Raw genomic sequence first — 15,523 nt, forward strand, 5'->3', positions numbered from 1 at the left:
CTCAAGCAGGTCGACGGCTGGCGCGACATGCCGCTGACCAAGGCCGCCCAGACCGTCCAGGTGTCGGCCTACCCCGACCACTACGCCCAGTGGGAGCAGCAGGCCGCCGACCTCGTCGCCGAGCACTGGAACAAGTAAGCGAGACAGGCCGGCACCCCGAACGGGGTGCCGGCCTTCACGCGCTTGCCGGGTGCGGGGCGACCTGGCCCTGGCGCTGCCGGGCGGCGCAGAGCTCGGCGAGCTTCGCGTACGCGGGCGCGCCGATCAGCGCGGTCAGCTCCGGGCCGTACGAGACGTACATCGGGTCGGTGCCGACGTGCGCGTCGGTGGAGGACGTGCACCACCAGTCGAGGTCGTGCCCGCCCGCGCCCCAGCCGCGCCTGTCGAACTCGGCGAGCGTGGAGATCAGCACCTTCGTGTTGTCCGGCCGCTTGTGCCACTCCTGGTCGCGGCGTACCGGCAACTGCCAGCAGACGTCCGGCTTGTACTCCAGCGGGTGCACCCCGTCGCGCAGCGCCTGGGCGTGCAGCGCGCAGCCGCCACCGCCGGGGAAGTCGGCGTCGTTGAGGAACACGCACGGGGCGTCCACGTCGCGGGTGGCGGTACGCCGGGCCGGGGTCTTGCCGTCGACCGTGTCGTTCTCGGTCCAGTTCTTGAACCCGCGCCGGAAGTGCTGCCACGTCTCCGGCGTCAGCCGCTTCACCGCGGCCCGGACCCGCTTCTCGTCGTCGGAGTCGGTGAAGAACGCGCCGTGCGAGCAGCAGCCGTCGGCGGCCCGGCCGGCGATGATGCCGTGGCAGCCCTGGCCGAAGACGCACGTCCAGCGGGACAGCAGCCAGGTGAGGTCGGCGCGGACGACATGCTTCGGGTCGGCCGGGTCGACGAACTCGATCCACTCCCGTGGGAAGTCCAGCCCGACCTCGCGGCTGCGCGGGTCCTCGGGGTCGTCCACCAGCACGTGAAGCTCGATCTGCCCTGTCACTCGGACCAGCGTACGCGCGGTGACCCCGCCCGGCCGTCGAGCCGACGAAACGTGTTGGCCCTAGGGTCTTTCCCATGCGACTGGGTGTCCTCGACGTCGGTTCCAACACGGTGCACCTGCTGGTGGTGGACGCCCACCACGGCGCGCATCCCTGGCCGGCGCACTCGGAGAAGGTGGTGCTGCGGCTGGCCGAGCAGATCGGGCCGGACGGCGCGCTCACCGTCGGCGGCGCGGACGGCCTGGTCAAGGCGGTCGGCATGGCCAGGGCGGCGGCGGACGGGCTGGGCGCCGAGGATCTGCTGGCGTTCGCCACGAGCGCGGTCCGCGACGCCACGAACGCCGCCGACGTGCTGGCGCGCGTCCGCGACGAGACCGGCGTACGCCTGGAGGTGCTCTCCGGCGCGGACGAGGCGCGGATGACGTTCCTGGCGGTGCGGCGGTGGTTCGGCTGGTCCGCAGGGCGGCTGCTGGCGATGGACATCGGCGGCGGCTCGCTGGAGCTGGCCGCCGGCATCGACGAGCACCCGGACGTGGCGATCTCGCTGCCGCTCGGCGCGGGGCGGCTCAGCCGGGAGCGGCTCGCCGTCGATCCGGCCGGCGCGGCGCCGCCGCCGGCCGAGGCCGTGGAGGAACTGCGGGCGTACGTGGACGCGCAGCTCGACCCGGTGGTGGAGCAGTTGACAGCGGTGGGCTGGGAGCGTCCGGTCGCCACCTCGAAGACCTTTCGCACGCTGGCCCGGCTGGCCGGAGCGGCACCCTCCGGCGCGGGACTGTGGGCTCGGCGCAGCCTGACCCGTACCGGCCTGCGGCAGGTGCTCGGGTTCATCAGGCACATCCCGCCGGCCCAGCTGCCCGAGCTGGAGGGGGTCAGCGCGCAGCGGGCGCACCAGCTCCTCGCGGGCGCGGTGGTGGCCGAGGCGGTGATGCGCCGGCTCGACGTGGACTGCGTGGACATCTGCCCGTGGGCGCTACGGGAGGGCGTGATCCTGCGCCGGCTGGATCAGCTCGCGCCGATGTGACCGTACGAGCGCTCTGGGTAGTTTTGCGGTTGCTCGTCCCGATGCTCGCTGGCGGTTGGGGCTACCCTCGAAAGCGTGACCTACCGCGTTCCGGTGCTCCTGTCCACGTCCTCGGTCTTTCCCGAACGGACCGCGGCGGCGTTCCAGCTCGCCGCCGAACTCGGCTACGACGGCCTCGAAGTGATGGTCTGGACCGACCCGGTCAGCCAGGACGCGGGCGCGCTGCGCGGCCTCGCCGAGCACTACGGCGTACCGGTGCTGTCGGTGCACGCCCCGTGCCTGCTCGTCACCCAGCGGGTGTGGAGCCCCGACCCGTGGGAGCGGCTGCGCAAGGCCGCCGAGCTGGCCGAGACGCTGGAGGCGCCGACGGTCGTGGTGCACCCGCCGTTCACCTGGCAGCGTGACTACGCGCGCACCTTCGCCGACGGGCTCGACACCATCGCCGGGCAGTTCGGTGGGCTGCACTTCGGGGTGGAGAACATGTACCCCGTGCGGATGGCCGGGCGGCAGTTCGTCCCGTACGCGCCGGGCTGGGATCCGACCGAGATCGGGTACGCCTCGTACACGCTCGACCTGTCGCACTGCGCGGCCTCGCACACCGACGCGATGGCGATGGCCGACCGGATGGGCTCCGGGCTGGCACACGTGCACCTGGGCGACGGCACCGGCGAGGGGCGCGACGAGCACCTCGTGCCGGGTCGCGGCGGCCAGCCCTGCGCGGAGATGCTGCGCTCGCTGGCCGGGCGGGGCTTCACCGGCTCGGTAGCGGTGGAGGTGACCACCCGGGGCGCCAAGAGCCGCGCGGTCCGTGAGGCGGACCTGCGGGAGTCGCTGGAGTTCGCCCGGGCGAACCTGACCGCGCCCTCGCCTGTCGACGTCTGACCGCGACGCGTCGCCCCGGCCGGGCGGCGGGTCAGCTCACCGGGGACAGCGGCTGCGCCGGTACGGCCTGCTCGCCGACCGCGGCCCGCTTGCGGGCCCGGTGCGCCGCCACGTGGGAGCGGGTGGCGCAGCGCTCGGAGCAGAACCGGCGGCAGCAGTTGGACGAGGTGTCCAGGTAGACGTTGCCGCAGCGGTCGTCGGCGCAGACCCCGAAGCGGGCGCTGCCGTACTCGCAGAGCCACACCGACAGGCCCCAGACGGCACCCGCCAGGTATTCGGCGGAGACCGACGCGCCCCGGCTGGTCACGTGCATGTGCCAGTCGGAGGAGTCGTGGCCGGAGATGCGCGGCTGCACCGGGAACGCCTCCAGCAGCGCGTTCAGCTCCGCCACCGCCTCGTTGTCCCGGCCGGAGGTGCCGTATTCGAAGACGTCCCGCAGGCGCTTCTGCGCCCGCCGGAAGATCGCGAGGTCCCGTTCCGCGACCTCGTCGCGCATCCAGGCGTTCTCGTCCGGGAAGAGGGCCCGCAGGCCGTCGAGGTCGTCCAGCCGGGCGTTGACGAGCTCGACCCCGGTCCGGGCGTACGCGTCGAAGTTCACGACACCAACGGTAGACGACTCACGGCAGACGCGGTGCGTCGATGTAGTGGGGCAGGAACCGCGCGTAACCGTCGGTGATGAGGCTTTCGCTTTCCCGTACGCCCGCGCCGGCCGACTCGCCGTCCACGATCCAGCTGCCGAGCACCGTCCGGTTGCCCTCGAACTCGGGCAACGCGCGGAACTCCTGGAAGCAGAAGCCCTCCTCGCCGTAGATCCCCGGGTTGGTGATCTCCGTGCCGCCGGTCACGATGCGTACCGATCCGCCTTCGCGGCCGAGCAGCGGCTTGGCCACGTACTCGGTCATGCCGCGCGGCGAGTCCAGGTACGCGGGCAGCAGGTACTCGTGCCCGGGGTACAGCTCCCAGAGCACCGCGAGCAGCGCCTTGTTCGACAGCAGCAGCTTCCAGGCCGGCTCGATCCAGGTGGTGGGCGTGCCGGGGTCGAGCGCCGGCCGCCCGTACGGCTCGGCGAGCATCCACTCCCATGGGTAGAGCTTGAAGCAGGTGGTGATCGGCCGGTCGTCGGCGTCGACGAAGCGCCGCCCGTCCCAGCCGACCCGCTGGATCGGCATGAGCGTCACGTCCAGCCCGGCCTGGCGGGCCGTCTCGGCCAGGTAACCCGCGGTGATCTGGTCCTCGCCCGACTCCTCCTCGGAGGACCAGAGCACGTGCGCCCGCGGCTCGTGCAGCCCGGCGCGGATCTTGGCCCAGGCGCCGACGAGGCGTTCGTGCAGGCTGTTCCACTGGTCCGCGTCCGGGCGGGTGTGCTCCAGCCAGTACCACTGCACGATGCTCGCCTCGACCAGCGCGGTCGGGGTGTCGGCGTTGTACTCCAGCATCTTCGGCGGCCCGCTGCCGTCGTACCAGAGGTCGAACCGGCCGTAGAGCGTCGGCGGGGACTCGCGCAGCGAGCGTGCGACCGCCTCGGCGGCCCACTCGGGGATGCCGAACTCGGCGTACCGGTTGCGGGCCACCACGTGCTCGGCGGCGGCCACCGACATCCGGTGCAACTCCTCGGTGGCCTCCTCCAGCCGGAGCACCTCGTCCAGCGTGAACGCGTACGCCGCCGTCTCGTCCCAGTACGACATGATCTCGCCGTCGGGCAGCTCGGTGTCGACGTACACCAGGCCCTGGGCCCGGATGGTCTCGTCCCAGCCGGGGCGCGGCGTGCTCGCCTCGCGACGCACGTCAGCCGCCGCAGGAGGCGAGGTGGGTGCCGAAGCCGCCGCGTTCGGGCAGCGCGGAGGTCGTCGGGAACGCCTCGCCGCGCGCGCCGGTGGTGGCCGTCGCCGCCGGTACGCGCTGGGCGACGGCGACGACGTCGCCGCCCCCGCCGGCCGGGCCGAGCGCGCAGTCGTCATCGTCGTCGTCGTAACCGTTGTTGCAGCCGGAGAGCGCGAGGGCCAGCGCGGTCAGCGCGCCGAGCTGCACGGAGGCCGAGCGGAGCCGGCGCCGGGGGTGTCGTCGATCCACGTGAACGTTGTAGCCGATCCTCGCCAGCCGGGGGTGCCCGGCCCAGGTCGGAGGAGGGTGCGGGGCGGGCCTCGGACGTACCCGGCGGGGGTCCGGTGGTGAGCGTTACGCTCGGCTCATGCTCCGTTCCGTCATCCTCGCCGCCTCCCGGTCTTCCCAGGTGGAGCGGCTCGTCGCGACGGCCCCGTTCACCCGGGACGTCGTCCGCCGGTTCGTCGCCGGCGCCGCCACCGACGACGCGCTGCGCGCCACCCGCGAGCTGGTCGCCGACGGCCAAGCGGTCACCCTCGACTACCTGGGCGAGGACACCACCACCCCGGAGCAGGCGAATGCCACCCGGGACGAATACCTCACGCTGCTGAGTCGCCTCGCCGCCGCCGGGCTCACCCCGGGCGCCGAGGTCAGTGTGAAGCTGTCCGCGCTGGGCCAGATGTTCGACGAGCAGTTGGCGTACGACAACGCGCGGGCGATCTGCGCGGCGGCCGACGCGGCGGGCACCACAGTCACGCTGGACATGGAGGACCACACCACCACCGACTCGACGCTGGACATCCTGGCGAAGCTGCGCAAGGACCACCCGTCGACGGGCGCGGTGCTCCAGGCGTACCTGCGTCGGACCGAGTCGGACTGCCGGGAGCTGGCCTCGGCCGGGTCGCGGGTGCGGTTGTGCAAGGGCGCGTACAAGGAGCCGGAGTCGGTGGCCTACCAGTCCGCCCGCGAGGTGGACAAGTCGTACGTGCGCTGCATGAACGTGCTGATGTCCGGCGACGGCTACCCGATGCTGGCCACGCACGACCCGCGGCTGATCGCGATCGGGGAGGACCGGGCCCGCTGGTTCGACCGCGACCCGGCCCGGTTCGAGTTCCAGATGCTCTATGGCATCCGCCCGGAGGAGCAGCAGCGCCTGGTCGGCGAGGGTTACACGGTGCGGACGTACGTCCCCTACGGCGACCAGTGGTACGGCTACCTGATGCGCCGGCTCGCGGAGCGCCCGGCCAACCTGGCGTTCTTCGGCCGCGCGGTGCTGTCGAAGAAGTGAGTCAGTCGTTCGACCAGGCCCGGGTGCACAGCACGAGGCGGTAGCCGTCCGGGTCGGCGAACGTGACGCCCCACCTGTCCCAGTACGGGCCGGCGGAGACCCTGGTCCCGCCGGCCCGTTCCAGTCTCGGGACCAGCTCGTCGTCGGCCGGGCCGTCGAGGTAGAGCACGAACAGGTCCTCCCCGGTGGGACGCGGCTCGACCGCGAGCGTCGCGCCGCCGACCAGCTCCAGGTGCCAGCCCGCCCCGGGCAGCCCGAGCATCACCAGGTCGTGCTCGTCCGCGTGACCGCCCTCGCTCCGGTAGAGCACGTCCAGGCCCAGCCCCTGCGTCCAGAACCGTTCGGCGGTGGCGAGGTCGCGGCTCGGGCGGGCGAGGCGTACGTGGGTGTCGGCGGTGATCGGCATGCCCGGGATCGTGCGACCTCATCCCGGGTTGAGGTCAAGCTTGACGGCGATGGCTAATACCATTAGCTTCACGGCTATGACGGTTAGCCAGGTGGCGCGGGACGGCGGCACGATCGCGTACGAGGTGCACGGGTCAGGACCGCTCGTGGTCCTCTCGCACGGCATGGGGGAGAACCGGGCGGCCTTCCGCCACCTGACGCCCCGGCTGGTCGCGGCCGGTTACCGGGTCGCCTCGGTCGACGTACGCGGGCACGGCGACTCCAGCCCGCACTGGCCCACGTACGCCCCCGAGCAGGTCGGCGGCGACCTGCTCGCCGTGGTACGGGCACTCGGCGGCGAGCCCGCCACCCTGGTCGGCAGCTCCTCCAGCGCCGCCGCCGTGGTCTTCGCCGCCGCCGAGGCGCCCGAACTGGTGAGCGGCCTCGTGCAGGTCAGTCCGTTCGTCGGCACGCCGAAGCCGAACCCGCTGATGCGTGTCGCGCAGGCGGCAGTGCTGCGCAGCCCTCGGCTGTTCGGGCTGTTCCACCGCACGCTGTTCCCCTGCGGGCGGCCGGCCGACGACGCCGCGTACCGCAAGGAGCTGGTCGCCAAGCTGCGCGGCCGGATGGCCGCGGTGCGCGGCGTGATCGCACCGGCCGACCCGCACTGGACCGCCCGCGCCCCCGAGGTGCGCCGCCCGGTGCTGGTGCTGATGGGTACGAAGGACCCGGACTTCCCCGACCCGGGCGCCGAGGCGCGGGCCGCGCGCCGGCTGTTCGCCGTGGCCGAGGCCCGGATGGTCGCCGACTCCGGGCACTACCCGCACGCCGACCAGCCCGACGCCACCGCCGCCGACCTGGTCGAGTTCCTGGCGGTGACCGCACGTGCCTAGGGCCGGCCTGACCCCGGCGACTGTGGTGCGGGAGGCCGCCGCGCTCGCCGACGAGGTCGGTTACGAGCGGCTGACCCTTGCCGCGCTCGCGGCCCGGCTCGGCGTCGCGCTGCCGAGCCTCTACAAGCACGTCCGGGGCGCGGACGCGCTGCACCAGAAGCTGGCTGTGCTCGCCACCGCCGAGATCGCCGACGTGCTCACGGCCGCCGCCGCCGGTCGCTCCGGCGGCGACGCGTTGCGCGCCGTCGCCGCCGCCTACCGGGAGTACGCGCGGCGGCACCCCGGCCGCTACCCGGCCGCCCAGCGCGCACCCGACCCGGCCGACCCCGACCACCTGGCCGCCGGGGAGCGCGCGGTCGGCGCGATCCGCGCCATCCTGCTCGGGTACGGCCTCGACGGCGACGCCGCCACCGACGCCATCCGGATGTTCCGGGCCGCCGTGCACGGCTTCGTCGCGCTGGAGGCGGCAGGCGGCTTCGGGCTGCCCCGCGACACCGACCGTTCCTTCGGCGAGCTGGTCGCCGGCCTGGACCGTGCCTACCTCTCCTGGGAGAACCGATGAAGGCGCTGCTGCTCGGCGTGATCTTCCTGCTGGAACTGGCCCTGCTGGGCTCGGCCGGATACTGGGGCTTCACGCTCGGCGCCGGCTGGCCGGTACGCCTGCTGGCGGGGCTCGGGACGCCGCTGGTGATCGCCGTGGTGTGGGGGTTGTTCTGCTCGCCGCGTGCCACTGTGACGTTGCCCGACCCGGCCAAGCTCGCCGTCCAGGCCGCCTGCTTCGTCACCGGCGGCGTGCTGCTGACCTTGGCCGGCCACGCGGTTCCCGGAGTCGCCCTGGTGGCTCTATGGACCGCAGACAAGACCGCGTTGACGCTGACAGGCACCCCGATCTGAGAGATCTTGGAAGGATTCGGCCCCTATGGGGGCCCTTTCGTACCAAGATCTCGGGGGCGCGGCGGAACCGGGGCGGGGCTCTTTCCCGGAACGCCCGATTGGTCGTACCCTTCGCCGGTGACCGACGGCGACGAGCAGCCTCCCGGCCGGGCGACGGACGGCGACGAGTCTCGTCCCACCGCCGGCATGGCCGACGCGAGCGCCGCTGACACCAGCGCCGCCCCCGTCGTGGTGGACGTCCCCGTCTACCCACCGGCACCGGCTGCGGCACCGGCACCGGCTGCGGTGTCGTCGCCGTACCCCGTCACCGTCGCGGAGCCGTACCCTGTACCGCCGGCGCAGCCGGACCCGGCGCGGACAGTGCCGGGACGACGGCGGTGGGCGCTCTGGACCGCGCTCGGACTCGCGCTCGGCCTGGTGGCGGGCGCGGTGCCCGGCGTACTCCTGCGGGAGCCGCCACCGGACGCGGCCGGGCGGACGGCCGCGAAGGACGACCCGGGCACGGCGGCGCAGCGGCGGCTCGGCGAGCGGATGCTCGCGCTGCTGGACCGGCAGGCCACCGCCCTCGTCGGCGCGGACCGGGCCGGCTTCCTCGCGGTCGCCGAACCGGCGGCCCGGGCGGGGCTGACCCGCCGGTACGAGGCGCTGCGGGCGCTGCGCGTCACCACCTGGCGGTCGACGGCCGACGGGGTGCCGGCGGCGGTCGACGGCAAGCCGGGGGAGTGGCGGTTCGTGGTCACAGTCGGCTACTGCTTCGTGGTGCTCGACTGCGCGCCGAGCACGGTGGAACTCGGCACGCGCTGGCGGCTGACGGGGGAGGAGCCCCGGCTGGCCGCCGTGGACCCGTCCGCCACGGACCCGGCGGGCGTGCGCCCGTGGCAGGTGAGCGACCTCGCGGTGGCGGTCGGCAAGCGGGTCGTGGTGGCCACCACGCCCGCCCAGCGGCGCCGGCTGCCCGGCCTGCTCGCCCAGGCCGAGACCGCCGCCCTGGCCGCCGACCGGTACGCGATCGGCGGGACGCCGCCGGACCGGTATCTCGTCTACTACGCCGGGAAGGGCGAGTGGCAGCGCTGGTACGGCGGCGGCCGGCCGAAGTGGACCGCGGGGTACGCGGTGGGCGTCGGCGGGGGACGGCACGACGTCGTGCTCAACGCCCAGATCGTCACCCCGGCCGGCATCGACGACCTGCTCCGGCACGAGCTGACCCATGCCGCCTCGCTGCCCGACCGGGGCTACGCCGACCGCGCGGACTGGTGGCTGGTGGAAGGGCTGGCCGAGTACGCCGGGGCCGACGGCCAGCCCGTGCACCGCTACGACGGCCTGGCCGAGGTGCGGAAGCTGCTGCGCGGCGGGTGGTCCGGGCGGCTGGACGCGGTGGCGCCTGCCGACGACGCCGGCGACGACCGGGTCGGCGGTGCCTACGGCGTCAGCTACCTGGCCGTACGCCATCTGGTCGACAGGTACGGCGAACAGCGGATGCTGGACTTCTACCGGGCCGTCGTGCACCAGGGCCGGTCCCCGGCGCAGGCCGCCGACGAGGTGTTCGGCGACCCGTGGTCGATGCTGCACGACGACTGCGTGGCCTATGTGCGTGGCGTGGTCGGCTGACACGTCGACGTCTGTCGACGGGTCGTAGCATGGGCCGGGTGGCCCGCACCTCCTCGCCGCGGCTGCCCGCGGCCCGCCGCCCCCGTCTCGTCACCGCGGTGCTCGCCGTCGTCGCGCTGACCGGCACGACCGCCGCGTCCTGCGGCGACGACGCCCCGGCGGTGACGGTCGCCCAGGTCTCCCGCGCGCCGGTGAGCGAGGTGATCGACGCTCCGGCCACCGTCACCGCGCGAGCCGCGGCCACCCTCACCGCACCCGCCGACGGCACGCTCGCCCGCCTGCGGGTGCAGCCGGGACAGCGGGTGGCCCGGGGGCAGGTGCTCGCGGTGATCGACTCGCCGTCGGCCCGGGACCGCCTGGCGAAGGCGCGGGACGCGCTGCGCGCGGCGAAGCGGGCCGGGCGGGGCACCGGCACCGGCGACCTGGGCGGCAGCCGGCGCGGCACCGACCGGGCCGCCGACGAGGCGTTCGCCGCCGCCCGCACCGCCGCCGGCAGGGTCGGCGACCCGCGGGTACGCGCGGCGCTGCTGCTCCAGGTCCAGTCGGCGCAGCGACAGTACGAGTCGGCTGCCCGCGCCGCCGACCGGGCCGTCGCGCAGGTGCAGCGCGGGGTGGCCGGCCTGAACAGCGCCGTCGGCGCGCTGTCGGCCGCGCAACGACTCCAGGCCCAGCAGGCGTACGACCTGGCGAAGGCGACTGTGGACGCGCTGACGTTGCGCGCCCCGATCGCCGGTGTGGTGCAGCCGGGCGGCACCCGGTCGGCGGCGCCGGCCGACCTGGCCGGGCTGCTCGGTGCGGCGGGTGGCGCCGGGGTGCCCGGTCTCGACCCGTCGGCGCTGGGCGGTGGCGGGCAGGGCGGTCCGCCGCCGGGCGTTGACGACGCGATTCCGGCCGGGGGCCGGGTCACCGCCGGCACCCCGGTGCTCACCGTCGTGGACATCGGCCGGCTCGGCCTGCTCGCCGAGGTGGACGAGACCGACGTGCTGCTGGTCCGGGCCGGGGTGCCCGCGTCGGTCGAGCTGGACGCGGTGACCGGCGCGACGTACGAGGCGACGGTGCGGTCGGTCGACGTGCTGCCGAGCAGTTCGGCCCGGGGCGGCGTCACCTACCGGGTCCGGCTCGACCTGGGCGCCGGCCGCCTCGGTGAGGCCGAGGCCGCGCCGGCGCCCCGCCCCGGCATGAACGCCGTGGTGCGGCTGCGGGTGCGGGAGGCGGCCGACGCGGTGGCGGTGCCGGCGTCGGCGGTGTTCTCCGCCGACGGGCGGGACGCGGTCTGGGTGCTGCGCGACGGCCGGGCCGACCGGGTGCCGGTGACGGTCGGCGTGCAGGGGCAGGACCTGGTGCAGATCGTCGACGGCGTACGGGCCGGTGACCGGGTGGTGGTGCGCGGCGCCGACCAGGTGCGCGACGGCCAGGAGCTGCCGTGACCGTACCGGCGGTCGAGGCGGTCGACGTCTGGCGCACGTACGAGCTGGACGGGGTGTCGGTGTCCGCGCTGCGCGGGGTGTCGCTCACCATCGACCAGGGCGAGTACGTGGCGGTGATCGGGCCGTCCGGCTCGGGCAAGTCGACGCTGATGCACCTGCTCGGCGGGCTGGACCGGCCCAGCGGCGGCCGGCTGGTGATCGGCGGGCGGGACGTGACCACGCTCACCGCGCCGGAGCTGGCGACGCTGCGCAACGAGACGATCGGCTTCGTGTTCCAGGCGTTCCACCTGCTGGCCCGTACGTCGGCAGTGGACAACGTGGCGTTGCCGTTGGTCTACCGGGGTGTCGGGGCGCGGCAGCGGCGGGAGCGCGCGGCGGCGATGCTGGGCCGGGTCGGGCTCGGCCACCGGCTGCACCACCGGCCCAACCAGCTCTCCGGCGGTGAGCAGCAGCGGGTGGCGATCGCCCGGGCGCTGGTCACCGAACCGGCGGTGCTGCTCGCCGACGAGCCGACCGGCAACCTGGACAGCGCCACCGGCGAGGCGGTGCTGGAGCTGCTGGAACGGCTGAACGCCGAGTCCGGGGTGGCGCTGGTGATGGTGACCCACGACCAGGAGGTGGCTGCCCGGGCACACCGGCGGATAGCGGTACGGGACGGGCTGATCCGGTCCGACAGCGCTCATGATCGACCGCTGTCGGACGGATCCGGCGGACCTGCGACACTGGACCCCGCTCCCAGCGCGGAGCCCCGGTCCGCGTCCGGAAGCGGCCCGGGGCACCCGTCCGGTGGCCCCGGTGGCGCCATCGGGGCCACCGGGCGCCTTCCGCGGGCCGAGGAGCGCCTACCGGCCGAGGGCCGCCGCCGACAGGGCGGCGCCGGATGAGGCTTGCCGAGGCGTGGCGGGTGGCGTCGGACGCGTTGCGGGCCAACCGGCTGCGCAGCCTGCTCACCATGCTCGGGGTGATCATCGGGGTGGCCTCGGTGGTGATCCTGGTGGCCATCGGCACCGGCACGAAACAGCAGGTCGAGCAGCAGGTCGAAGGACTCGGATCGAATTTGCTGCTGGTGGTGCCGGGCCGCATCGAGGTGGGCAACGCGCCTGTGGTGTCGCCGCTGGACCTCGGCGACGCCGACGCGGTCTCCCGGGTGGTCGGCGACCCCGGCCGGGTCGCCGTCACGGTGGCCTCCGGCGCGACCGCGCGGGCCGGCAACCGGTCCGACTTCACTACGGTGCAGGGCGTGCTGGAGACCACCCCGTCGGTGTTCACCAGGTCGCTGTCGCGGGGCCGCTACCTCACCGGGGCGGACGTGGACACCAGCCGCCGGGTGGCGGTGCTCGGCGACTCGGTGGCCCGGGCGCTCTTTCCCGACCGGGACCCGCTCGGCCAGCAGGTCACGCTGGCCGGTGTGCGGTTCCGGGTGATCGGCGTCTTCGCCCCGCTCGGCCAGAGCCTCGGCGTGGACCGGGACGACGAGGTGCACGTACCGGTGACGGCGGCGCAACGGCTCTGGGGCACGCAGCGCATCGACGGCATCGCGGTCAAGGCACCGGACCGGGAACGGATCGACGAACTCGGCGACCGGATCGTCGCGGAGCTGTCCCGCCGGCACCCGGACACCGAGTTCAGCGCCGTCACCCAGCGGCAGATCCTCGGTGTGCTCGGCGACATCCTGGGCGTCCTGACCGGCGTACTGGCCGCCATCGCGGGCATCTCGCTGCTGGTCGGCGGCGTCGGCGTCTCGAACATCATGCTGGTCTCGGTACGCGAGCGGACCCGCGAGATCGGCCTGCGCAAGGCGGTGGGCGCCCGCCCTCGCGACATCGGCGTGCAGTTCCTGCTGGAGGCGGTGCTGCTCACCTCGGTCGGCGGCCTGGCCGGGATGGCGCTGGGCGTGGGCACCGCGCTGCTCGTGGACGCGTTCTCGCCGATCCCGGCGGCGATCACCTGGTGGTCGCTGGCGCTGGCGTTCGGCGTCTCCGCGGCGGTCGGCATCGTCTTCGGCGTGGTGCCGGCACAGCGGGCCGGACGGCTCGACCCGGTGGTGGCGCTGCGCGCCGAGTGAACACCGGTGGCGGATTCGGACGAGACACCCGTCCGGGCGAAAAAGCCCTGGTGGACATCGGGTGAACGGCTGTCCCGCCATGATCAAAGGGTGGAAGGGATCGCGCAGGTCACAGCCGTCCCGCTACCGTACTGGTAACACGCGCGTCGCTCGTCGAGGCGGAAGCACCTGCCCGGTGACACGCGCCGGGCACGGGAATGGGTCGGTGAGCCATGGCCGGGTCGCAGTCCGACGCACGACTGTCGGATGTCAGGTTCCTGACCGTCGCCGAGGTGGCGACGGTCATGCGGGTCTCCAAGATGACCGTCTACCGTCTCGTGCACAGCGGTGAGCTGACCGCGGTGCGGGTTGGCCGGTCGTTCCGGGTGCCCGAGCACGCCGTGCACGAATACCTCAGGGGCGCCTTCCAGGAGTCCGCCTGAGCCCTCGGCGCCCGGTCCGCCCGAGTGCGACGAAAGGGGCATCGACGGGGGCGCGTTGGTCCTGCTGACGCACTCCGGTTAGGCTGGACCACGACCGTGATCGCCCTCTGGTGTGCCCTGCCCACCACGCTGGTCCGGTCCGTTGTCCGCAAGCGGTCAGGATGCCACCTCGCGGTGGTGTTCTCCGGTCCGCCCCGCACGTTGCATCGAAAGGCTGTCGTATGGGCTCGGTGGTCAAGAAGCGCCGCAAGCGCATGGCTAAGAAGAAGCACCGCAAGCTGCTGCGCAAGACCCGCGTCCAGCGTCGCCGTCTCGGCAAGTGACCGGGCCGGGCTCCGGCCCGGCACCCGGCACCACTTGCCAACTGTCGACCCTCGGAGGCTCAGGTGATCAGGCCGTGGACGTCCCGGCTCGATCCCGCCTGCCGCGCTAGGCGCTCGACATGACCCCCGGTGACACCTCCGGTGCCCCGGGGGTCGTCGTCGTGACCGGGGTCGGTCGCTGGCTCGGCGCCCACGTGGCCGCCCGGCTCGCCGCCGACGAGCGGATCGAGCGCGTCATCGGCGTCGACCCGGCGCCGCCCAACCCCGAGCTGGCCGACCTGCTCTCCGACGTCGAGCGGATCCGCCTGGACCTCGACTCGCTCGGTGGCCTCCTGCTCGACCTCGACGTCGACACGGTGGTGCACCTGGCGCTGGTCAGCGCCCCCGACCCGCAGCAGGGCGGCCGGGCGGGGATGAAGGAACAGAACGTCATCGGCACCATGCAGCTGCTCGCCGCCGCGCAGCGCGCGCCCCGGCTGCGCAAGCTCGTGGTCCGCTCGTCCACCGCCGCGTACGGGGTGTCGTTCCGGGATCCGGCCGTCTTCACCGAGGAGACCGAGCCGCGCGAGGTGCCGCGCGGCGGTTTCGGCCGCGACATACTCGACATCGAGGGGTACGTCCGCGGGTTCCGCCGCCGCCGTCCCGACGTCACCGCGACGGTGCTGCGGTTCGCGCCGTTCATCGGGTACGCCGCCGACACCACGCTCACCCGCTACTTCTCCCAGCCCGTGGTGCCCACCGTCTTCGGCCGCGACCCGCGCCTGCAGTTCGTGCACTTCGACGACGCGCTGGAGGTGCTGCACCGGTCCGTCGCCGAGGACCACCCGGGCACCTACAACGTGGCCGGGCCGGGGGTGCTGTCGCTGTCGCAGGCGATCCGCCGGGCCGGTCGGGTGGCGGTGCCGGTCCTGGAACCGGGGCTGGCCGGGGTCGCCGCGGTGGCCCGCAGTCTGGGCTTCGGCCGGTACGGCTTGGACCAGGTGGATCTCTTCGTGCACGGTCGGGTGGTGGACACCAGCCGACTGGAGCGGGAGTACGGCTTCACGCCCCGCTCGACCGCCGCCGCGTTCGAGGACTTCATCCGCGCCCACCACGGCGGCGTCGTGGTCACCCGCGACCAGTTGGCCGCCGCCGAGCAGTTGGTGCTGGAGAGCATCAGGCAGGTCCGGTCGACCGTACGGGAGCGTTCGTGAGCAGCCCCGACGAGCGGCGTGACGCGCGCTACGACGTACCGCTGGAGTTGCCGGATCCGGGCGCGGAGCCGGCGCGGCGCAACGGGCACCGGCGGGTGACCGCGCCGTCCGCCCGCCCGGCGGCGCCGCCGGACGAGCCGGACACCTCCGCCGACGAGCCGGGCGTCGCCGCCGGCGCGGGCGTTCCGGGCCCGGCCACGCCGCACCAGGCCGCGAAGAAGACTGTGGCGAAGAAGACGGTCGCCAAGAAGGCCGTGGCGAAGAAGGCCGTCGCGCCGCAGGCACCCGCGGACGAGGCGTCGACCGACGCCGCGCCGTCGGG

Annotated in this window: 18 protein-coding genes; 13 read left to right on the plus strand and 5 right to left on the minus strand. The window is 74.1% G+C overall.

From position 1 onward, the window contains the following. Positions 1 to 175: 175 nt before the first annotated feature. Entirely contained in the window at positions 176 to 982 is an 807-nt protein-coding gene (locus tag AB0C17_RS28275; RefSeq protein WP_357389666.1) for a hypothetical protein, read from the minus strand. A gap of 74 nt (positions 983 to 1,056) precedes the next feature. On the opposite strand from AB0C17_RS28275, the gene AB0C17_RS28280 reads away from it, so the two are divergent. Together AB0C17_RS28280 and AB0C17_RS28285 are read left to right on the plus strand one after the other, a co-directional pair. Next, positions 1,057 to 2,001: a Ppx/GppA phosphatase family protein gene (locus AB0C17_RS28280; RefSeq protein WP_357471763.1), complete on the plus strand. Its 945-nt coding sequence runs from the start codon at positions 1,057 to 1,059 to the stop codon at positions 1,999 to 2,001. Between the two features lie 75 nt (positions 2,002 to 2,076). Beyond that, positions 2,077 to 2,883, plus strand: a complete 807-nt coding sequence (locus AB0C17_RS28285; RefSeq protein WP_357389670.1) for a sugar phosphate isomerase/epimerase — start codon at positions 2,077 to 2,079, stop codon at positions 2,881 to 2,883. Between the two features lie 31 nt (positions 2,884 to 2,914). On the opposite strand, the gene AB0C17_RS28290 is transcribed toward AB0C17_RS28285, so the two are convergent. Genes AB0C17_RS28290 through AB0C17_RS28300 form a run of 3 tightly spaced genes read right to left on the minus strand, consistent with a single transcriptional unit; the run spans position 2,915 to position 4,953 of the window. Beyond that, positions 2,915 to 3,481, minus strand: coding sequence for a CGNR zinc finger domain-containing protein (locus AB0C17_RS28290; RefSeq protein WP_357389672.1), 567 nt, complete (start codon positions 3,479 to 3,481; stop codon positions 2,915 to 2,917). A gap of 19 nt (positions 3,482 to 3,500) precedes the next feature. Continuing rightward, positions 3,501 to 4,667 (minus strand): glutathionylspermidine synthase family protein, encoded by a 1,167-nt coding sequence (locus tag AB0C17_RS28295; protein WP_357481277.1) that lies wholly within the window; start codon positions 4,665 to 4,667, stop codon positions 3,501 to 3,503. 1 nt (position 4,668) lies between these two features. Next, positions 4,669 to 4,953 (minus strand): hypothetical protein, encoded by a 285-nt coding sequence (locus AB0C17_RS28300; RefSeq protein ID WP_357389676.1) that lies wholly within the window; start codon positions 4,951 to 4,953, stop codon positions 4,669 to 4,671. 118 nt (positions 4,954 to 5,071) lie between these two features. Between AB0C17_RS28300 and AB0C17_RS28305 the strand changes: the two genes are divergently transcribed. Then, on the plus strand, positions 5,072 to 5,992 hold the full coding sequence (locus tag AB0C17_RS28305; protein ID WP_357389678.1) for a proline dehydrogenase family protein: 921 nt from the start codon (positions 5,072 to 5,074) through the stop codon (positions 5,990 to 5,992). A 1-nt stretch (position 5,993) separates the two neighbouring features. Here the strand turns inward: AB0C17_RS28305 and AB0C17_RS28310 are convergent, their stop codons facing one another. Next, positions 5,994 to 6,398: a VOC family protein gene (locus AB0C17_RS28310; protein ID WP_357471766.1), complete on the minus strand. Its 405-nt coding sequence runs from the start codon at positions 6,396 to 6,398 to the stop codon at positions 5,994 to 5,996. 76 nt (positions 6,399 to 6,474) lie between these two features. Here AB0C17_RS28310 and AB0C17_RS28315 point away from each other — a divergent pair, with 76 nt between their 5' ends. The 10 genes from AB0C17_RS28315 (at position 6,475) to AB0C17_RS28360 (ending at position 15,201) form a co-directional block, all read left to right on the plus strand. After that, positions 6,475 to 7,269, plus strand: coding sequence for an alpha/beta hydrolase (locus tag AB0C17_RS28315; protein ID WP_357389682.1), 795 nt, complete (start codon positions 6,475 to 6,477; stop codon positions 7,267 to 7,269). Further along, complete coding sequence (locus tag AB0C17_RS28320; RefSeq protein WP_357389684.1) at positions 7,262 to 7,831, plus strand: TetR-like C-terminal domain-containing protein; 570 nt, start codon at positions 7,262 to 7,264, stop codon at positions 7,829 to 7,831. Before AB0C17_RS28315 ends, AB0C17_RS28320 begins: the two co-directional genes overlap by 8 nt. After that, complete coding sequence (locus tag AB0C17_RS28325; protein WP_357389686.1) at positions 7,828 to 8,163, plus strand: YrdB family protein; 336 nt, start codon at positions 7,828 to 7,830, stop codon at positions 8,161 to 8,163. Before AB0C17_RS28320 ends, AB0C17_RS28325 begins: the two co-directional genes overlap by 4 nt. Before the next feature lie 117 nt (positions 8,164 to 8,280). Beyond that, positions 8,281 to 9,771: a hypothetical protein gene (locus tag AB0C17_RS28330; RefSeq protein WP_357481280.1), complete on the plus strand. Its 1,491-nt coding sequence runs from the start codon at positions 8,281 to 8,283 to the stop codon at positions 9,769 to 9,771. A 29-nt stretch (positions 9,772 to 9,800) separates the two neighbouring features. Further along, positions 9,801 to 11,198 (plus strand): efflux RND transporter periplasmic adaptor subunit, encoded by a 1,398-nt coding sequence (locus tag AB0C17_RS28335; RefSeq protein WP_357389690.1) that lies wholly within the window; start codon positions 9,801 to 9,803, stop codon positions 11,196 to 11,198. Then, a complete protein-coding gene (locus AB0C17_RS28340; protein ID WP_357389692.1) occupies positions 11,195 to 12,082 on the plus strand; it encodes an ABC transporter ATP-binding protein in 888 nt (295 codons plus the stop codon). The genes AB0C17_RS28335 and AB0C17_RS28340 overlap by 4 nt, the downstream gene beginning before the upstream one ends. Continuing rightward, positions 12,079 to 13,263 (plus strand): ABC transporter permease, encoded by a 1,185-nt coding sequence (locus AB0C17_RS28345; RefSeq protein ID WP_357389694.1) that lies wholly within the window; start codon positions 12,079 to 12,081, stop codon positions 13,261 to 13,263. Before AB0C17_RS28340 ends, AB0C17_RS28345 begins: the two co-directional genes overlap by 4 nt. 212 nt (positions 13,264 to 13,475) lie before the next feature. Continuing rightward, positions 13,476 to 13,685, plus strand: coding sequence for a helix-turn-helix domain-containing protein (locus AB0C17_RS28350; protein ID WP_013288759.1), 210 nt, complete (start codon positions 13,476 to 13,478; stop codon positions 13,683 to 13,685). A 221-nt stretch (positions 13,686 to 13,906) separates the two neighbouring features. Next, on the plus strand, positions 13,907 to 14,008 hold the full coding sequence (locus tag AB0C17_RS28355) for an AURKAIP1/COX24 domain-containing protein (RefSeq protein ID WP_007465623.1): 102 nt from the start codon (positions 13,907 to 13,909) through the stop codon (positions 14,006 to 14,008). 119 nt (positions 14,009 to 14,127) lie between these two features. Beyond that, positions 14,128 to 15,201 (plus strand): NAD-dependent epimerase/dehydratase family protein, encoded by a 1,074-nt coding sequence (locus AB0C17_RS28360; RefSeq protein WP_357389696.1) that lies wholly within the window; start codon positions 14,128 to 14,130, stop codon positions 15,199 to 15,201. Positions 15,202 to 15,523: the final 322 nt, after the last annotated feature.

It is taken from the genome of Micromonospora sp. NPDC048887 (assembly GCF_040649715.1).
GTDB lineage: Bacteria > Actinomycetota > Actinomycetes > Mycobacteriales > Micromonosporaceae > Micromonospora.